Raw genomic sequence first — 19,555 nt, forward strand, 5'->3', positions numbered from 1 at the left:
AAAACGGGTACCCCCTTTACTAAACAGCAACTTTGTCTATATTTTAAAAGTTATCACAGGGATGGGCGAATGATTTGCAATATCCTCTCCAATACTTCCCATGAAGAAATGAGAAATTCCCTTCCGGCCATGGGTAGGAATTCCAATCAGGTCTGCCCCTATTTTTTCACTGTAATTCAGGACACCGCGTTCTACACTGTAATCATTGTAAATATCCACTTCCATTCCTGAAACTGCCTTATTCAGGAAATTTGAGATTTTCTGATAGGCGTCAGAAGTGCTCATAAAATGATCCCCCGGGGTGTTGATGTAAACAGCTTTAAAGCCGGCTCCCAGTTTATCAGAAAAGGCCTTGGCCCTTTGAAAAGCAGGCACATTCTCCTCCTTGAAATCGCAGGCAAAAACAAAGGTATCAACCTTGAAATCTGGCAATTCCTTTTTTACAACCAGCACTGGGATATCCGAGTTCCTCACTACTTTTTCGGCATTGGAGCCTATAAATATCTCCTGTAACCCGTCTGTTCCATGCGAGCCCATTACAATTAAATCTGCCTTGTGCTTTTCGGCTACCTCATTGACTTCGGCAAATACCTTGTAGTGTTTTATTACAGGGGTTATTGAAATTCCCTTGAGGTATTTTTTATCCAGGAAGTCTCCAAGACGCTTTTCTGCAGCTTTCAGCAAAAATACGGTCTGTTCGGGATGATAGGCCTCAGAAGAAGAAATCATAGCATAATTCAGTTCCAGCATATGCAGAACAATGATCTCAGACTTGTGTTTGGCAGCAAGGGATGCCGCGGTTTTGAGAGCGTATTCCGATTGCTCGGAAAAATCAACAGGAACGATAATAGTTTTCATGGGTTCGGGATTAAGTTAAACGGTCATTGAAAATAACCTATTTTCCGGGGCTTTATTGTGCAACCGCAGGTCAAAAGCCATACAAATATTGCGGATATACAAGCGTCCGGTATCTGTTACGATCAGGCGATCTGCCTCTAATTCAACAAGGCCGTCCCTCTCGGGTTCTTTAAGTCTTTCTTTTATTTCTGCTTCCCTGAAAGCTGCCAACCCCTTCCCCCACCGGGTTTCAAAACCACACATCAGTTCCAGCACGTGTTTGCGCACTACAAGGTCTTCATCCGTAAGCAAATGGCCCTTGTGTAAAGGGAAGATTCCACAGGAAATCAGGTGCTCATATTCTTCTATACTCTTAACATTCTGTGCAAAACCATACCAGCTATCACTGATACTGGAAACCCCCAGGCCAATCATCAGGCGGGTATTGGAAACCGTGTACCCCATAAAGTTCCGGTGCAAAGCTCCCGCTTGACGGGCCCTGTAGAGGCCATCGGACGGGAGGGAATAGTGGTCCATGCCTATAGCGGCGTATCCTGCACGGGTAAGGGTTCGTTTCCCAAGCTCAAATTGCTTTTGTTTTGTTGCCGGATCCGGAAGGTCGCTTTTCTTATACCCCCTCTGACCATTTCCTTTTAGCCAGGGTACATGCGCATAACTGTAAAAGGCGATACGGTCTGGCATTATATCCATAGTCTTTCGGAGGGTTTCTCCTATATGGGCTGTTGTTTGCAAGGGCAGCCCGTAAATGATGTCATGGCCCACAGAGGTAAATCCTATCTCCCGTGCCGTACGAGTTACCTCACTGACTTGTTTGAAGGTCTGAACGCGATTGATGGCCCGTTGCACGGCCTCATTGTAATCCTGTATCCCAAAAGACACTCTTCGGAAACCCTCTTCATACAGAACCTGCAGGTGTTCCAGCGTGGTATTACCCGGGTGGCCTTCAAAGCTGAATTCCCAGTCCTGACTTCTGTCTGCATGACGGAAGATCCCCCTTATCAGCATCCGGAGGTTTTCCGGGGAAAAGAAAGTTGGTGTACCGCCACCCAGATGCAATTCCCTGATTATCGGACGGGCTCCAAATAACTCCCGGTAGAGTTCCCATTCCTTCAGAAGAGCCTTGATATAAGGACGCTCCACACTGTGCCTTTTGGTTATCCGCTTGTGACAACCGCAAAAAGTACACATGCTTTCACAAAAAGGAAGGTGGATATAAAGGCTGATGCCTTTATCAGAATTGGTTTCCGTAAAAATCCGGCGAACCGTTTTCTTCCAGGTTTTCCCGCAAAATCCGGTTTTGTCCCAGTAGGGAACCGTAGGGTAACTGGTATACCTGGGGCCTGGAACATTATATTTCTGTACCAAATCACACATAGCTGTTGCTGTTTTTAACAAAGCTATTGTAATGACCTGTGACAGAATATGATAAAAATCAGCTTCGAGCGTGGGTCCTAAGAGGAATCAAAAGCTGTCCTTCATCCAATCATAGGGTTTTCGGTTAATCCAGGAACCTTTGGTAAAATCCGGGAAGGGCTGCGGTGCTCCCTTGGCGGCTATAGATCGCTCCGATAAGGGAGTAACCGCACTCCACGCTGCCGCATCATAAACATCTATAGGGGGCGCCAGGTTCCTTTTGGCCGACTCTACAAAGGCATTAAGCACGAAAAAATCCATTCCCCCGTGCCCGGAACCCGAAGCATATACGCCGAATTTCTTCCAAAGGGGGTGATCGTATCGATCCAGCCAGGCAGAAGCCTCGTCCCACCGATGCGGCTGGGAGGCCCCTTCAATGTACATGCGGTTCCCGTCTACTTCCCATAAGCCATTAGCACCCTGTACCCGGAAACCAAGGGAATAAGGCCGGGGCAAGTTGCAGTCATGGGTGATAATAATGGTTTCGCCACGAGCCGTTTCCAGGGTAGTGGTGATCACGTCTCCCTGTTTGAACTTAAGGGAGGCATTGGGGTGATCTTCACCCCCGACTTTGACGATATGGTTGTGCAGGCCTATTCCCTTGCTGGCATGGGAAGTAAGGCTCATAAAACGATTCCCGCGATTGATGTCTGCCATAACGGCCACCGGGCCCAGGCCGTGGGTAGGGTAAACATCCGCATTTCTTTTCAGGGAGTGCTGAGTTCGCCAGCGGGCCTCTGAAATGGCCTTTTCCCCAAATTCCACCCCGCCGCCGTAGGCTTGTTTTCCATTGTTGAATTTAACCTCCCTGAGGTCGTGCTGATAGCCACATCTGAAATGCACCAATTCCCCGAAGACCCCTTTTCGAACCATATGCAAAACGGCCAGGATATCCCTCCTGTAATTTACGTTTTCGAGCAGCATAAGGTGGGTCCCGGTAGCCTCATGTGTCTGCACCAGGTCCCAGCACTCCTGAAGGCTGGTTGCAGCAGATACCTCCAGCCCTGCATACTTGCCGGCCTTCATCGCATCTACGGCCATTGGGGTGTGCCAGAGCCAGGGGGTGGATATTACCACTGCCTCCAGAGATTCCATACTGAGCAAATCCCTGTAAGAATGGGAATGCTCCCCAAATGTAGCTGGACGTTCCCTGCCGGCTTCAGCGATCATCTTCAGGCAAAGATCCAGGCGATCCGGGTCAATATCGCAAAGTGCGCGTATTTCCACATCTTCCCTTTGCAAGAGGTTTTTCAAATGATTGGTTCCCCTCAGCCCCAGGCCGATAAGGCCTATTTTGAGCTTACCATCCTCTTTGGGCTTGGTAAAGGAATAGGCGCCCGAGGGAACTAATCCCAGGGCAGTTGCGGCGAGGGTTGATTTTGTAATAAAAGACCTTCTGGTTTCCATTTTAAAGCACTGTATGTTCTTCCCGGAAAGGTATGAAATATTGGTATTTAGCCTTTATTTCAAACCGAAAACCTTATTTTAGCGAGCCAAAAACAGCAACGTATGACCTTACTATTGATGGCGGCGGGAAGAGGAAGCCGCTATGGAAAACTGAAACAATTTGACGATCTGGGACCCAATGGAGAGTTTCTGATGGAGTTCTCAATATACGATGCAATCAACAATGGTTTTACCCATATAGTTGTCATTACCCAAAAAGACAATGTGGCCTTCCTGAGGGACTATCTTCGCGAAAGGCTTCCGGCCAATATTTCCCTGGATGTTTTGGCCCAGGAACTAACAGACCTGCCTGCGGGAACACAGTTTGCCGGAGAACGGCCCAAGCCCTGGGGAACCGCACATGCGGTCTGGACTGCCCGAAACGTGATCACCAATCCTTTCGCGGTAATCAACGCAGATGATTACTACGGACAAAATGCCTACGAACAGGCAGGGGAATTTATAAAAAAGACTGAGGAAGGAAATTTTGGATTGGTTGCCTATACGCTCCAAGATACACTTTCACCCTATGGTTCGGTTTCCCGCGGGGTTTGCAGCCAGGATGGGAAGCAGTTGAAATCAGTAGACGAACGCCTGGAAATTGCCGCCGGAGAGGACGGCATCCGGGATGCAGACAGCGGTATGGAATTCAGCGGGAAAGAACTGGTAAGCATGAATTTTTGGGTGTGCAGCCCAGAAATCTTCCCTCAGATCGAAAAGGATTTCAGGGAATTCCTGGCAACGGCTGAAGATGCTTCCAAAGGGGAAATATACCTGCCCTTTGTGATACAGGATATGCTGCAAAGCGGAAAGACTTCAGTGGAGGTAATCCCATCGAACAGTCAATGGTTTGGGGTGACCTATGCCGAGGATAAGGATACAGCCATGCAGGCTTTAAAAGACCTTAGTGCAGCCGGAAAATACCCGGCCCCGCTTTGGAAATAATAATGACCCATGGCACTATCGGGCCCCGAACTGGCGCTTAAAGCTTTTGGAGTTTCCTCCACAAAGTTTCAGGCACAGTTGCTGGAACAGGGGCTTATTAATGACACTTACAAAGTGCTGCTGCCGGCAGGAAACGGACTCATCGTTCAGCGAATAAACCCCGAAGTATTCAGCAATACCCTCCCCCTGATGCAAAATATCGCAAGGGTGCTCCCAAAACTGAATGGGGCTGATTACGCTGAATTAAAATTGCTTAACGGGACAGATGGCAATCCATGGTTTGTGGATACGGGGGGCAGCTATTGGCGGGCTTTTAATTACATCCCGGGCAGCAGTACTTTCCAGCAGTCATCAGACATGGCAATTGCGAGGGAAAGTGGCCGAATTATCGGACAATTCCACCAACTGGTTTCAGATATCCCCTTAAAGGACATACACATTACCCTGCCTGACTTCCACAATTTAAACACCCGGATGGAACAGCTGGAAACTACGCTTTCTGCAGCCCGGCCGGAAAGACTTGCAGATTCGCTTAAATGGCGGGAACTGGCAGCAAAACTATCCCGTTTCTGTGAGGCCATCCCCTTTGACGAATTGCCGTTAAGGCTTTGCCATAACGACACCAAACTCTCGAATATCCTTTTCGATTCCACATCCAAAAAAGCGCTTTGCCTGATCGACCTGGATACGCTGATGCCGGGTTACCTGCTCTACGATTTCGGGGATGCCGGCAGGTGCCTGGTACTGGGGCCTGAAACAACCGCTGTGGAACAAAACGAGGAGTCCTTTGATTTGAATTTATTCGAAGCTTATTATAAAGGCTTTATCCAATCAGGATTGGAGTTGAATGCTGCAGAGCGCAAAAGCCTGCCCTGGGGACTTGTACTGATGCCCCTGCTTCACGGGGTCCGGGCCCTGACGGATTATCTGCAGAATGACCTGTATTATAAAACAGGCTTCCCCGGCGAAAACCTCAGGCGGGCAGCAGTGCTTTTACAGCATTCGGAAGCTTCCCGAAAAAAGCTGCCGCAACTGCAGTTAATCTGCGAAAAATAAAGGTATTATTTAAAAGCGCTAAAGCCGGTGATATCGTGTCCGGTGATCAATAAATGGATGTCGTGGGTTCCTTCATAGGTAATGACGGATTCCAGGTTCATCATATGGCGCATAATGCTGTATTCCCCTGTAATTCCCATGCCTCCCAAAACCTGACGGGCCTCCCTGGCAATGTTGATGGCCATTTCCACGTTGTTGCGCTTAGCCATGGAAATCTGGGCGGTGGTTGCCCTGCCCTCGTTTTTTAGCTGCCCCAGTCTGAATGCTAGCAACTGCGCTTTGGTGATTTCCGTGATCATTTCCGCCAGCTTTTTCTGCTGCAGCTGGGTAGCCGCAATGGGCTTGTCAAATTGAACGCGCTCCTTTGCATAGCGCAGGGCCGTATCATAACAGTCCATAGCCGCTCCAATAGCGCCCCAGGCAATTCCATAACGGGCCGAATCCAGACACCCCAGGGGGGCACCCAGCCCCGTTTTGCCCTCCAACAGGTTTTCTTTGGGCACTTTTACATTGTCAAAGATCAGTTCGCCTGTGGCAGATGCCCGCAAAGACCATTTGTTATGCGTTTCGGGTGTACTGAAGCCTTCCATTCCCCTCTCCACTATCAGCCCGTGTATCCGCCCGGCTTCATTTTTGGCCCAGACAACGGCTATGTCTGCAAAAGGTGCATTGGATATCCAGAGTTTTGCTCCGTTGAGCAGGTAATGGTCCCCTTTGTCCTTAAAGTTAGTGACCATGCCTCCGGGGTTGGAGCCGTAGTCCGGCTCGGTAAGGCCGAAACACCCCATCATTTCCCCTGTAGCCAGCTTTGGCAGGTATTTTTGACGTTGTGCTTCATTGCCGTAAGCGTAAATAGGATACATCACCAGGGAAGACTGTACAGATGCAGTAGAGCGTACCCCGCTGTCTCCTCTTTCAATTTCCTGCATGATAAGCCCATAGCTGATCTGGTCCAGCCCGGCACCTCCGTATTCTGATGGGATATAAGGCCCAAAGGCACCTATTTCTGAAAGGCCGGAGAGGATTTGCTCCGGGAATTCGGCTTTCTGAGCATATTCCTCAATTATGGGAGAAACATCGCGCTTTACCCAGGAACGGGCAGCATCCCGAACCAGTTTATGTTCATCGCTTAAAAGATCATCTAAAAGGTAGTAATCAGGTGCTTCGAAAAGATCGGGTTTCATGCCAGAGAATTTTGTCCAAAGGTACTTAAAGCAGCATAACAAACCAATACGGGAAGACTACTTTCTAGGGATAGAAAAAGGCTTTATTAGCTTGGTAATTAGAATCATTCCCGATTTAGAAAAGCTGCCAGGAGGGAGTGGAAATGATGCACCCCGGCCTCACGACTCGGGGAGAAGCGCCCGCTTTTGTAGTAACGGGACAACAAGCCTTTTTGAACGCCTTCCACCACTGCTTCATCTTCCATTTCAACTGTATGTAAACCGTGGCCGGCACCTTTCCCTAATTTTGAGGCGTCATAAACATAACTCCTGAAACTGACCTTTGTTTTCTGTGGCTCCAAGGGCTGTACCCAGTTAAAGGAAAGCCCCCAGGGGTAAAAATTAAACATCATATTGGGAAAGACCCAGAAGTAATAGGCGGCCACATCCTTGCCGTAATCCACATGCCCTTCAGGCAAATCAAAAACATCTTCATTTCCCTCGGCGTAGCCAATTTGCAGGTTGTAGTGTTTTCCGACTACGGTTTCGTAATTGCCATAATCCAGTACTGCATTCAGGTCATTGTGCACAAACGGGATATGGAAACCCTCCAGGAAATTATCGCAATAAAGCGCCCAATGCGCCTCAATAAAATAGTCTTTGTTAAGTGTTTTATCGAGTTTGAATGCTTCCTGTTTCAGAAAGCCTACCCGCTGGTCAATAGCATGCAGGATTTCATTAAAATCAAAAGCCGGTTCCAGCCCTGCAAAACTCAGGGGGCCCCAACTGGCAATCGGAAATTTATGCAGGTCATCACAGGGGGATGGGAAATCCCGGGCCTGCTTAAACTCCGGCATAAACTCAAAGGAACCATTCAGACCAAAGCGCCTGCCGTGGTAGCCGCAGGTCAATTTTTTTGTTTTTTTGGCCTGGGTAAACAGCAGGTTTCCCCTGTGCGTGCATACATTACTGAGGCAATGCAGCCTTCCATTTTCATCCCGGGTCAATAAAAGGGGTTCGTCCAGGTATTGGGGTAGCATTGTAAAAGGAACAGTGAACCCACTGGTTTCCGGTAGCTCGGTCTCAATCCATTGCCATGATTTATAAAAGATTTTGTCTTTTAGTGCTTCAAATACAGACGGATCCCGGTAAAAGGAGGCAGGAAGGGTGGATGCCCGTTCAATTTTCGGATCGATATAAAATTTATGGGCCAAGCGTTCAGCTTATTTGTATTTTTAAAAATATGGATTTCTTTTTGATAACCGATACGGAATATGGAAAGCACTGACCACGGTTCCAAAATGGGCTTGTGGATGAGTACTTCCCTGGTCGTGGGAAATATGATCGGAGCCGGAATTTTTCTGATGCCTTCTGCCCTGGCCGCCTTTGGAGGCATCAGTGTAGTCGGATGGCTGGTTTCTTCTGCCGGAGCGCTGCTACTGGCCAAAGTATTCAGCAGGCTCAGCAGGATGGTAGCCGATTCGAAAGGGGGGCCGTATGCCTTTGCCAGAAAAGGTTTTGGAGATTATATTGGTTTTCTGGTGGCCTGGGGATACTGGATTTCCATTTGGGTAGCCCTTGCCACTATCGCTGTAACCTTTGTAAGTGCCCTTGGCGTCTTCTTTCCTGGCCTGAAGGAAAATGCCTTACTGGCTGCGGGCACCGCACTGGGTGCCATCTGGCTGCTTACCTGGGTTAATTCCAGGGGCGTTCGGGCATCAGGGAAAATGCAGATGGTCACCACCGCCCTCAAAATACTTCCCGTCCTGGCAATCATATTAGGAGGTATTTTCTTTTTTCAACCGGAAAATTTCGTTCCTTTTAATGCCAGCGGAGACTCTTCCATTATGGCCATAGCCGCAACGGGCACCCTCACGCTCTACGCCTTCCTGGGTCTTGAAAGTGCGACCGTACCTGCCAATAAAGTACAGAATCCCGAAAAAACGATCCCGAAAGCGACCATGACTGGAACCCTTATCACTACCCTGTTGTATGTTCTGAGCACAGTGGCCATCATGGGAATGATCCCTATGGCTGAGTTATCGGAGTCTACCGCCCCCTTCTCGGATGCCATGAAAATCATGAGCGGAGAAATCGGAGAAGAAATCATCGCAGCCGGGGTAGCCGTTGCAACCTTTGGGGCACTCAACGGATGGATCCTGATTATTGGCCAGGTATCCGAGGCTACAGCCAATGACGGGTTATTCCCGGGAATTTTTAAGAAAGAAAATAAAAACGGAGTGCCCGTTTGGGGACTGATTGCTGGGAGTGGCCTGGCTTCCCTTTTATTGCTGATGAATTATTCCGATAGCCTGGTGGAGCAGTTTAAGTTTACCATCCTGCTCTCAACTACCTGCTGCCTGGTTCCCTATCTGTTTTCCGCAGCTGCCTATGTGATACTTTCCCTCCAGAAATCCTTGAAATTAAAGGAACAGGTTTCGGTATTTATTTTGGGCAGCCTCACTTTTAGTTTTGCCTTATGGGCAATTTTCGGGGCAGGTGAACAATCCGTCTTCTGGGGCTTTTTCTTTTTGATGCTTGGTACTCCTGTTTTTGTCTGGATGAAATGGAAAAATAAAAACCCTGAATTGTGAAAGAGAATACTTTAACAGCCCAGTCCGAATATCTGCCACTGGCATCAGTGTTTATAACACCTGCATCCGGAGCCTTTGAAAGCCAGGCCAAAATTACCTCCGAATGGAGTAGGCTAAATTATATTGCAGATCCGGACCTGAAGGAGGCCACCCAGGAATATCAAGCATTTGAAGAACTCCTGGCCCAATGGGCACCGCAAATACATCATTTCCCTTCGGGCGAAGGTCTTAGCATGGATGCCATCTACTGCAGGGATGCCTCTGTAGCCACCGATGCCGGGATGATTTTATGCAATATGGGGAAAGCTGCCCGGCAGAAAGAACCAGACATGCAGGCCCGCTTGTTTCAAAAGGAAGGGATTCCCATTCTCGGGAAAATTGAGGCACCGGGAACCCTGGAAGGAGGAGATGTGGCCTGGCTGGACCAGCATACCCTTGCCGTGGGAAGGAGTTACCGTACCAATTCAGAAGGGATTAAACAGCTCAAGGCATTGCTGGCGCCTCTGGGGGTGCAGGTAGTTGTCGCTGAGCTACCCCACTTCAGCGGACCTTCGGATGTTTTTCACCTGATGTCCATCTTAAGCCCTCTGGACAAAGACCTCGCTCTGGTCTATTCCCCGCTAATGCCCATTTCATTCCGGGAAGACCTTATAAAAAGGGGGTATACCTTGGTTGAAGTCCCGGAAAGCGAGTTCGACAGCCTGGGCTGCAATGTACTGGCTGTGGCCCCGCGGGTCTGTATTATGGCTGAGGGAAACCCCCTTACAGAAGCATCCCTGAAAAAGGCCGGTTGTCAGGTGCATACCTATAAGGGAACCGAAATAAGCCTGAAGGGAGGTGGCGGGCCTACCTGCCTGACACGACCTCTTAAAAGGCAGGTTTAAACTTACATATTCAGGTAAAACTCCGAAGTGAGCCGGATGTATTCGGCACTGTACTGATGCCTGCTGATTTCAATGGTCAGTTCCGTTTCCACCAGAGGTTGCTTCCGGAAAGAAAGGCAGATCAAAGACCGTTTTAAAGGTGCGGCTGCATGACCCCTGACCCGGGTAATCCGGTTTGCAAAAAGCCCGGCTTGCTTGCCCAGATCCAGAAATTTTTCTTCTTCCCGAAAAGGAATTATTACCGAAAACAAACCAGCTGGGGCCAATAAAACCTTTATGCCCTCCAGAAGATTCTCAAAGGGCAAGGAACTGCTTCTGCGAGCCAGGTCACGTGAAGGATTTCCGGTAGTGGTGTCTTCGCTAAAGAAAGGGGGGTTGGATACGATCAGGTCATATTTCTGGTCGGGTTCCGATACCAATTCATCCAGGGAGGCATGGAAACAGAAAAGCCGATCGCTCCAGGGAGAGGCTTCAAAATTTTCCACACATTGCTCAAAAGCCTGTTCCTCTAATTCAATAGCATCGATTAGTTCTGCTTCAGATCGCTGGGCAAGCATCAGGGCAATCACCCCGGTTCCGGCTCCGATGTCCAGGATACTTCCGGGATGTGGTTCCAGTGGGGTCCAGGCGCCTAAAAGCACTCCATCGGAACCAATTTTCATTGCGGTACGATCCTGGGCTACAGCGAACTGTTTAAATTGAAAAGGCTTGTCCAAACCTTGGATATTTATGAGTTTTTCTACTTGAAAAAACGCTAAAGGTAAAGGTCAATCAGGCCTTCAGGGGTTTGGATATAAATGATGCGGGCTTCCCGGTCTACTCTGCTAATGAAATCATCCGTAATGGGAATCAATAATTCCTTTCCCTTTTTTTCAGCAATAAAGAGGGCCTGCGCTCCCTGATCATTCACTCCTTTTATAATACCCACATCACCGTGCTCTTTATCATTCAGGCTAAAACCAATCACTTCGTGATAATAGAATTTATTACCGCTGAGTTTCGGCAAAAATTTCAGGGGCAGATACAGCTCAAATCCCATTAACCGATCGGCCGCTGCTTCATCGCTTACATCTTCCAGGGAAACCCTTAGGAGGTTAGATTTGTGAAGGGCAGACCTGTGAATAAAAAAAGGAACCAGTGTATTTCCCATTGAAATGAACACTGATTCCAGTTTTTCGTATAATTCGGGTTGATCCGTATCCAGTTTGATAAGCAGATCCCCTTTAAAACCATGCTTCGAGACGATCTTACCGAGGTAAAAACAGTCCTCCTTTCGCACGGGCTTATTCTTTTTTGTCGCCTTCTGCTGCAGGCTCTTCAGTAGCCTCTGCTTCAGGTGCTTCAGCTTCAGGAGCTGCTGCTTCTTCAGTTGCTTCCTGAGTTGCTTCTGCTGCTACTTCTTCAGTCGCTTCCGGAGCTGCTTCTGCTGCTGCTTCGGTTTCTTCTTCAGCCGGGGCAGCTGCTTCGGCTGCAGCCTGGGCACGCTTCTCATTCGCTTCTTTTTCAGCTTCAAGGGCTTTGGCCTTTGCTTCTGCTTTTGCTTTTTCAAGACTTTCAGCCTTGGTCATTACTTTTTGCTCCTTGGCATCCACCCATTCTGCAAATTTCTTTTCGGCCTGCTCTTCGGTAAGGGCTCCTTTGCGAACGCCTGCCTTAAGGTGATGCTTCAGCAGTACCCCTTTATAGGATAAAATTCTGCGGGCAGTCTCGGTAGGTTGCGCCCCGTTATCCAGCCATTGAACTGAACCGTCTATATTCAGGTCTATGGTAGCAGGGTTTGTGTTGGGGTTGTAGGTTCCCAATTTTTCAAGGTAACGCCCGTCCCTTTTTGAACGCACATCTGCTGCTACAATCCAATAGAATGGCTTCCCTTTTTTTCCGTGTCTCTGTAATCTGATTTTTACTGGCATTTCACATTAATTTAAGTGGGGTGCCCGACCCCGGTTATTAATTCTTGTTACAGCAATCAAAAGCTGTTTTGCCCTGGCAATCTGCCTAAAGCGGGTGCAAATATAAGATGTTTTTCATTAAGCCTTACCGTTTTAGCCAAAAATTCACGCAATTATTTCCTTCCCGATCTGTTTGCTAAAACCAGATACGGTGAGCCGTTGTCCGATTGATGTTTTTTCAGGATGGGCAGATGGCTTTAACATTTTCAACCCTGTTTCGTTAAAATCCAGTTAAATGAAGCTAATTATTTGATTATCAGCTTTTTAATTGTTATGTTTTTAATGCATTACTGAGAGACAGTAAGCATATAATCTTAAAATGAAGACTGAAGAATGAGATACACGGAAAAGATTTCCAACAAATTAAACGAATTACTCGAACGAACATACGATGCAGAGAAGGGGTATAAACTGGCTGCCGAAAAGGTAGACTCCCCAACAGTACGAAACTTCCTGAATGATAAAGTGAAACAGCGTTATACCTTTGGACACGAGCTGAAATCAGAAATTAAGGAATTCGGAAAATTGCCGGATAAAGGTGGAAGTGTCAAAGGAGACCTTCACAGACTCTGGATGAATTTAACCGAGACCCTGAGCAGCAATGGAACAGAAAAAATGCTCAAAGAAGTTGAGCGGGGCGAAAAAGCCAGTTTGGAAGCCTATAATGAGATTTTAAATGACAAGGATATGGTGCTGCCACCATCCACTGAAAAAATTCTCATCAGACAGCGAGATGCCATACAGGCAGCCCTGAACACATCCATTATGTACGAAGAATTAGTATCCTAATTCAGATGCATTTTGAAGAAAGTCCGGACTTTGCGTCCGGATTTTTTTTTGGTTAATAACTCATAAAAACTACCTTTTTATAGTCGCTGGCTAAACTGTATTTTTAACCCTGCTTTAGACCGACAGGATACTATGTACTTTATTTTTGATACTGAGACCACAGGATTGCCCAAAAGATGGGATGCCCCCGTAAGCGATACGGATAATTGGCCGAGGTGCGTGCAGATTGCCTGGCAGCTCCACGACGAAATGGGGCAGCTCATTGAGCAATTTGATGCGCTGGTACAGCCTGAAGGCTTCAATATCCCTTACGATGCCGAGCAAATCCATGGAATTTCCACGGAGCTTGCCAGCGAACGTGGTTTACCCTTATCGGAAGTACTGGAGAAATTCAAACTTGCGCTGGAAAGGACCAAATTCCTGGTCGGGCAGAATGTGGGGTTCGACATCAATATAATGGGTGCCGAGTTCCTCCGTGCAGGCATGGAAAACCCGCTGGAAGCTTTCCCCGTACTCGATACCTGTACCGAAACCACTGCTGAACTCTGCCAGCTCCCGGGCGGAAGGGGCGGGAAGTTCAAACTCCCTACGCTTACAGAACTGCACCAGCACCTCTTCGGGGAGGCATTTAAAGAAGCACACAACGCAACGGCCGACGTGGAATCTACAGCCCGTTGCTTCCTCGAGCTGATTCGCCAAAAACAGTTCTCTGCTTCTGAACTGCAGACAACCGCCGATTATTTCAACCGTTTTAAAGAAGCCAACCCGCAGTTGATTCAACCTGTAGGGCTGAAGCATACGAACCTCAAGAAATTATCGGGTAAGCTGGCCTCGGAAAACCAGGACACCGATGCGGGCCTGAGCAAGGCTGAAATTATAGAAAACGAGAAAACCCTGGAGGGGGCGGTATTTGTGCACCTGCACAATCACTCACAATTCTCTGTTTTGCAGTCTACCATCAAGGTAAAGGACCTGGTTGCTGCGGCCGCCAAATACAGTATGCCTGCCGTTGCGCTTACTGATCACGCCAATATGATGGGCGCCTTTCATTTCGTACGCGAGATCAAGGCCCACAACCAAAAAGTAAGGGAGTCTGAAGAAGCGGAAGGGCAGGAAATCATTCCCATCCTGGGGTGCGAATTTTTCGTTTGCGAAGACCGGCACAACAAATCCGTAAAGGATTACGGTTATCAGGTGGTGATGCTTGCCAAAAACAAGAACGGCTACCACAACCTGGCCAAGATGTCTTCCATCGCCTATACGGAAGGGTTTTATTACGTGCCCCGTATAGACCGGGAAGTGGTGGAAAAATACAAGGATGACATCATCGTCCTCAGCGGGAACCTGTATGGGGAAATCCCTTCAAAAATCTTAAACGTAGGAGAACGGCAGGCCGAAGAGGCCTTACTTTGGTGGAAGGAGGTCTTCGGACCGGATTTCTACCTAGAAATCATGCGCCATGGACAGGAAGATGAAGACCGTGCAAACCAGGTGCTGGTGCCCCTGGCCCAAAAGCACGGGGTTTCACTGGTGGCCACCAATAATACCTACTACTGCGAGAAGGAAGATGCCGAAGCGCACGACATCCTGCTCTGCGTGAAAGACGGGGAAAAACAAGCCACCCCTATAGGCAGGGGAAGAGGTTATCGCTACGGGCTTCCCAATGAAGAGTATTACTTCAAATCGCCTGAGGCCATGAAGGAGCAATTCCGGGACCTGCCGGAAAGCATACTCTCCATCCAGGAAATCATTGACAAAATTACCCCATTCGACCTGGCACGGGAAGTACTGCTGCCCAAATTTGAGATCCCGGATACCTTCAAACAACAGGAAGATCTGGCAGACGGAGGGAAACGCGGGGAAAATGCCTACCTGCGGCATATCACCTATCAGGGCGCTGAAAAACGGTATGGGGAACTCACCGATGCCATCCGCGAACGTATCGATTTTGAGCTGCAGACCATCGAAAATTCCGGATATCCCGGCTATTTCCTCATCGTGGAAGACTTTATACGGGAAGCCCGCAATATGGGGGTTTCCGTAGGCCCCGGCAGGGGTTCGGCGGCCGGTTCGGTGGTTGCCTACTGCCTCGGGATTACCAATATAGATCCGCTCAAGTACGATTTGCTTTTTGAGCGCTTCCTGAATCCGGACCGGGTATCCATGCCGGATATTGACATAGACTTTGACGATGAAGGGCGCTCCAAGGTGATGGATTACGTCATTCAAAAGTACGGGGCCAACCAGGTGGCGCAGATTATCACCTACGGGACCATGGCAGCCAAGTCTTCCATCCGGGATACCGCACGTGTACTGGACCTGCCACTGAACGATGCGGACCGCATCGCCAAGCTGATCCCCAATATGTCCAAACTGGGCAAAATCTTCGGAGTCCCGGAGGCAGATCTTAAAAAGAAATTTCGCTCAGACGAACTGGAAAAGGTCAACAACCTGCTGAACATTTCTGAAGGGGATGACCTGGAAGCCCAGACCGTCAATATGGCAAGGGTACTGGAAGGTTCCCTGAGAAATACGGGGATACATGCCTGCGGGGTGATCATTACCCCGGACGACATTACCAATTTTGTCCCGGTCGCCACAGCCAAGGATTCTGAGCTGTATGTTACCCAATTCGACAACTCGGTGGTGGAGAGTGCCGGCCTGCTAAAAATGGACTTCCTGGGCCTGAAAACCCTGACCCTGATCAAGGATACCGTTAAAATCGTAAAAGCCCGGCAGGGGATTGAATTGATCCCGGATGAATTTCCGCTGGACGATGAAAAAACCTACGAATTGTTCCAGAGGGGCGACACCGTGGGGATTTTCCAGTACGAATCCCCCGGCATGCAAAAACACCTCAAGGACTTAAAACCTACCGTCTTTGATGACCTCATCGCCATGAACGCCCTCTACCGCCCGGGCCCAATGGAGTACATCCCCAGCTTTATTGCCCGAAAACACGGGCAGGAAGATATTACCTATGACCTTCCCGAAATGGAGGAAAACCTGCAGGAGACCTACGGTATTACGGTATACCAGGAGCAGGTGATGTTGCTGTCCCAGAAGCTGGCAGGCTTCTCCAAGGGCGAGGCAGATGTACTCAGAAAGGCCATGGGGAAAAAGATTTTTGCCCTGCTGCAGAAATTAAAGCCCAAATTCCTGAACGGGGGTGAAGAAAAAGGCCATCCCCGTGAGGTGCTCGAGAAAATCTGGAAAGACTGGGAAGCCTTCGCCTCCTATGCCTTTAACAAGAGTCACTCTACCTGCTATGCCTATATCGCCTACCAAACCGCTTACTTAAAAGCCCACTATCCGGCGGAATATATGGCGGCCGTCCTTTCCAACAACATGAACGACATCAAGCAGGTTACCTTCTTTATGGAAGAATGCCGCAGGATGGGCCTGGATGTGCTGGGCCCGGATGTCAATGAATCCTATTACAAGTTTGCCGTCAACAAAGAGAACCAGATCCGCTTTGGGATGGGCGCTATCAAAGGTGTAGGAAAATCTGCTGTGGAAACCATTGTTGAGAACCGGAAAGCGGATGGGCCCTACTCCTCTATCTTTGAACTGGCCAAGCGGATTGATTTGCGGGCTGCCAACAAGAAAGCCTTTGAAAACCTGGCCCTGGCCGGTGGATTTGACTCGCTGTGTGAAGCGCACCGGGCCCAGTTTTTCGATGCCGGCAATGATAGTATCACCTTCCTGGAAAAAGTAATCCGCTTCGGAGCCCGCTTCCAGGAGAGTGAAAACTCCTCTCAGGTAAGCCTGTTCGGGGCCAATAGCGAAGTACAGATCGCCGAACCGGAAATTCCGCCATGTGAGCCCTGGGGTACCATGGAAACCCTTAAAAGGGAAAAGGAAGTAGTGGGTATTTATATTTCCGGCCATCCGCTGGATGATTTCAAAACGGAAATCAAGTCCTTCTGCAATGCCGAAGTACACGCCTTTAATGAGTTGGAAAGTTACCTGAACCGGGAACTTGCGGTAGCCGGGGTAATCACAGACGTGCAGCATCGGATCTCCAAAAACGGCAAGGGCTGGGCAGCCTTTACGGTTGAAGACTATTCAGACAGCTTTGAATTCAGGATCTTTGGAGAGGAATACCTGAAATACCGTCATTTCCTCACCATTAACGCCTTTGTTTATATGAAGGTATTTATCAGGGAAGGCTGGGTTAACCGGGAAAGCGGTAAAAAGGGAGATCCCAGGATGCAATTCAACCAGGTGATGCTGCTGCAGGATGTTATGGAGGCCTTTGCCAGGAAACTGACCATACAGCTGGATATTTCACAATTGCATGAAAAGCGCATTGCAGCCCTGAAAGATACCCTCCGATCCTTTAAAGGCAAACAACCCCTCAATTTTATTGTATATGAGATGGAGGAGGCCATTAAGGTAAACATGAGCAGCCGTAAACAGAAAGTACACATCAGCTCAGAGCTGCTGGATACCCTGAAAAAACAGGAAATCCATTACAAGCTGAACTGAGGGTCCAAAGAGTGGCTCCTCCTTTAGCTAAGACCCTGAATTACATATAAATTATACTGATACATACATAGGGAAAACGAATCTTTGCCCCGTAAGGAATCAGGCAAATAATTGACTAACTTTGCACTAATTATAATCAAAAATAATCATGGCACTAGAAATAACAGATGCTACTTTTGACGAGGTAGTCTTAAAAAGCGATAAACCAGTAGTTGTTGACTTTTGGGCAGCCTGGTGTGGTCCCTGCCGCATGGTAGGCCCGATCATTGACGAATTGAGCCAGGAATACGACGGCAAAGCCGTTGTGGGAAAGGTTGATGTGGATTCCAATCAGGAATACGCGGCCAAATACGGAGTGCGAAACATTCCTACGGTTCTCGTCTTCAAAGGAGGAGAAATCGTCAACCGTCAGGTTGGTGTTAGCCCTAAACAAGTATATTCTGAGGCTATAGAAGCAGCACTATAAGCGGCTCTATTAAATATTTATTAAAACCCGGCCCGGTGGCCGGGTTTTTGTTTTTAAGGAACCTCACTTTTGTATCTTTAGCGAATGGATCTGCAATCGGAACTATACAAAGCCCCCTTATTTGAAAACCTCTCCCTTTTAGCGGCACAGGTTGTTGAAGGCTATATCAGCGGGATTCACAAAAGTCCTTTTCACGGCTACTCGGCCGAATTTGCAGAACACAAAATTTACAATACCGGTGAAAGCACCAAGCATATAGACTGGAAGCTGTTTGCCAAGACCGATAAATTGTACACCAAACGCTATGAAGAGGAAACCAACCTGCGTTGCCATCTGATCCTGGACAGTTCCTCCTCCATGTACTACCCGCCACAAAAAAAACTGGACCTCAGCCACCTGCATAAAATGGGCTTTGCGGTCCTGGCTTCGGCGGCACTCATGCAGCTCCTTAAAAAGCAACGGGATGCCATAGGCCTCAGTGTTTTTTCGGACAGCTATAAATATTACGCCCCCGAAAAAGGAAGTGAACGGCATTACCAGATGCTACTGGCAGCCCTCAGCGAATTGGGCAGCCAACAGCCACTTAAACAGCGAACGGAGTTGCACGCACACCTGCACCTGATAGCCGAGAAACTGAAAAGGCGCAGCCTGGTGGTTTTGTTTACAGACATGTTCCAGGAGTCCGTGGATGAGGAGCAGTTATTTGAGGCCCTGCGACACCTGAAATACAACAAGCACGAAGTGGTACTTTTCCACCTCAGCGACAAGGCCACCGAACTGAATTTTAATTTCGAGAACAGCCCCCGCCGTTTTATGGATGTGGAAACTGGCAAACATATAGACCTCTATCCGGAAAGTGTGCGTGAAAAGTACCAAAGTACCCTGGAGGAGTACCTGCAGTCTATTCGGCTGGTTTGTGCCAAATACAACATTAAATACCAGGCTGTGGACATCGCCCAACCCTTTGCCAGGGTATTCAACACCTTCCTGGTGGAAAGGCAGCGCTTTGCCTAATCACCCCAGCTATTTTTATTTTTTTTGTTTGCCGGATTCAAATAGTGGCTTATATTTGCACACGCTTTGCAAAAGGCGTTGAACAAGATTTGAATCTGACTGTTGTCAGAGTCTTCTAAAAGATAAAATCATTGGTCTGGTAGTTCAGTTGGTTAGAATACCTGCCTGTCACGCAGGGGGTCGCGGGTTCGAGTCCCGTCCAGACCGCAGAGAAGCAGAGCCCTTCGCACGAGAGTGTGAGGGGCTTTTTCATTTCGCAGCGCGCAAGCTCGCTTGCCAGCGCGAAGAAATGGAAAAGAACCACCGGCTGCGAAGCAGGCGGAAGGGCTCTGCCTCTTTGCAGGACCACCCCCAGGGCCCTTTTCGAGGCGGAGCCGAGAAAAGAATCCCGTCTATTTCAGTATTCAGTTCGCAGTAGCAGTTGGCAGTACTAATATTGTCTTAAGTTCTAGAACAGCTACAGGCTGCGAAGCAGGCGGAAAGACTC

16 protein-coding genes and 1 tRNA gene are annotated in these 19,555 nt (G+C 48.5%); 9 read left to right on the forward strand and 8 right to left on the reverse strand.

The genetic code is table 11. The annotated features are described in order from the left end of the window. Positions 1-36: 36 nt before the first annotated feature. The 3 genes from ACT6NU_RS04315 to ACT6NU_RS04325 all read right to left on the reverse strand — a co-directional run bounded on the left by ACT6NU_RS04315 (position 37) and on the right by ACT6NU_RS04325 (position 3,678). Positions 37-858 (reverse strand): universal stress protein, encoded by an 822-nt coding sequence (locus tag ACT6NU_RS04315; protein WP_445383232.1) that lies wholly within the window; start codon positions 856-858, stop codon positions 37-39. A gap of 15 nt (positions 859-873) precedes the next feature. After that, positions 874-2,232, reverse strand: coding sequence for an oxygen-independent coproporphyrinogen III oxidase (gene hemN, locus ACT6NU_RS04320; protein ID WP_445383233.1), 1,359 nt, complete (start codon positions 2,230-2,232; stop codon positions 874-876). Positions 2,233-2,319: 87 nt separating this feature from the next. Further along, complete coding sequence (locus tag ACT6NU_RS04325) at positions 2,320-3,678, reverse strand: Gfo/Idh/MocA family protein (protein ID WP_445383234.1); 1,359 nt, start codon at positions 3,676-3,678, stop codon at positions 2,320-2,322. 102 nt (positions 3,679-3,780) lie between these two features. On the opposite strand from ACT6NU_RS04325, the gene ACT6NU_RS04330 reads away from it, so the two are divergent. Together ACT6NU_RS04330 and ACT6NU_RS04335 are read left to right on the forward strand one after the other, a co-directional pair. After that, positions 3,781-4,662, forward strand: a complete 882-nt coding sequence (locus ACT6NU_RS04330) for a nucleotidyltransferase family protein (protein WP_445383235.1) — start codon at positions 3,781-3,783, stop codon at positions 4,660-4,662. 9 nt (positions 4,663-4,671) lie between these two features. After that, positions 4,672-5,718, forward strand: coding sequence for a phosphotransferase enzyme family protein (locus tag ACT6NU_RS04335; protein ID WP_445383236.1), 1,047 nt, complete (start codon positions 4,672-4,674; stop codon positions 5,716-5,718). Between the two features lie 5 nt (positions 5,719-5,723). Here ACT6NU_RS04335 and ACT6NU_RS04340 read toward each other — a convergent pair whose 3' ends face one another. Together ACT6NU_RS04340 and ACT6NU_RS04345 are read right to left on the reverse strand one after the other, a co-directional pair. Further along, the gene (locus tag ACT6NU_RS04340) at positions 5,724-6,902 is read right to left on the reverse strand and encodes an acyl-CoA dehydrogenase family protein (protein ID WP_445383237.1); all 1,179 of its coding nucleotides are present in this window, start codon (positions 6,900-6,902) and stop codon (positions 5,724-5,726) included. Between the two features lie 104 nt (positions 6,903-7,006). Beyond that, positions 7,007-8,095 (reverse strand): aromatic ring-hydroxylating oxygenase subunit alpha, encoded by a 1,089-nt coding sequence (locus ACT6NU_RS04345; protein WP_445383238.1) that lies wholly within the window; start codon positions 8,093-8,095, stop codon positions 7,007-7,009. A gap of 60 nt (positions 8,096-8,155) precedes the next feature. Here ACT6NU_RS04345 and ACT6NU_RS04350 point away from each other — a divergent pair, with 60 nt between their 5' ends. Further along, complete coding sequence (locus ACT6NU_RS04350) at positions 8,156-9,475, forward strand: amino acid permease (protein WP_445383239.1); 1,320 nt, start codon at positions 8,156-8,158, stop codon at positions 9,473-9,475. Then, complete coding sequence (locus ACT6NU_RS04355; RefSeq protein ID WP_445383240.1) at positions 9,472-10,359, forward strand: dimethylarginine dimethylaminohydrolase family protein; 888 nt, start codon at positions 9,472-9,474, stop codon at positions 10,357-10,359. Before ACT6NU_RS04350 ends, ACT6NU_RS04355 begins: the two co-directional genes overlap by 4 nt. Positions 10,360-10,361: 2 nt before the next feature. Here the strand turns inward: ACT6NU_RS04355 and ACT6NU_RS04360 are convergent, their stop codons facing one another. The 3 genes from ACT6NU_RS04360 to ACT6NU_RS04370 are packed head-to-tail and all read right to left on the reverse strand — an operon-like array spanning position 10,362 to position 12,269. Continuing rightward, positions 10,362-11,075: a tRNA1(Val) (adenine(37)-N6)-methyltransferase gene (locus ACT6NU_RS04360; RefSeq protein ID WP_445383241.1), complete on the reverse strand. Its 714-nt coding sequence runs from the start codon at positions 11,073-11,075 to the stop codon at positions 10,362-10,364. A gap of 38 nt (positions 11,076-11,113) precedes the next feature. After that, positions 11,114-11,638 carry a ribosome maturation factor RimM gene (gene rimM / locus ACT6NU_RS04365; protein WP_445383242.1) on the reverse strand — a complete coding sequence of 175 codons (525 nt, stop codon included), beginning with the start codon at positions 11,636-11,638 and terminating at the stop codon, positions 11,114-11,116. A gap of 4 nt (positions 11,639-11,642) precedes the next feature. Continuing rightward, complete coding sequence (locus ACT6NU_RS04370; protein WP_445383243.1) at positions 11,643-12,269, reverse strand: 30S ribosomal protein S16; 627 nt, start codon at positions 12,267-12,269, stop codon at positions 11,643-11,645. A gap of 372 nt (positions 12,270-12,641) precedes the next feature. Between ACT6NU_RS04370 and ACT6NU_RS04375 the strand changes: the two genes are divergently transcribed. The 5 genes from ACT6NU_RS04375 to ACT6NU_RS04395 all read left to right on the forward strand — a co-directional run bounded on the left by ACT6NU_RS04375 (position 12,642) and on the right by ACT6NU_RS04395 (position 19,275). Continuing rightward, positions 12,642-13,097, forward strand: a complete 456-nt coding sequence (locus ACT6NU_RS04375) for a ferritin-like domain-containing protein (protein WP_445383244.1) — start codon at positions 12,642-12,644, stop codon at positions 13,095-13,097. A gap of 132 nt (positions 13,098-13,229) precedes the next feature. After that, positions 13,230-17,588: a DNA polymerase III subunit alpha gene (gene dnaE / locus ACT6NU_RS04380; protein ID WP_445383245.1), complete on the forward strand. Its 4,359-nt coding sequence runs from the start codon at positions 13,230-13,232 to the stop codon at positions 17,586-17,588. 148 nt (positions 17,589-17,736) lie between these two features. After that, positions 17,737-18,054 (forward strand): thioredoxin, encoded by a 318-nt coding sequence (gene trxA, locus ACT6NU_RS04385; protein ID WP_445383246.1) that lies wholly within the window; start codon positions 17,737-17,739, stop codon positions 18,052-18,054. An 84-nt stretch (positions 18,055-18,138) separates the two neighbouring features. Then, positions 18,139-19,068, forward strand: coding sequence for a DUF58 domain-containing protein (locus ACT6NU_RS04390; protein WP_445383247.1), 930 nt, complete (start codon positions 18,139-18,141; stop codon positions 19,066-19,068). Between the two features lie 133 nt (positions 19,069-19,201). Next, positions 19,202-19,275: transfer RNA gene (locus tag ACT6NU_RS04395), tRNA-Asp, on the forward strand. Positions 19,276-19,555 lie beyond the last annotated feature (280 nt).

The organism is Robiginitalea rubriflava (assembly GCF_052540725.1).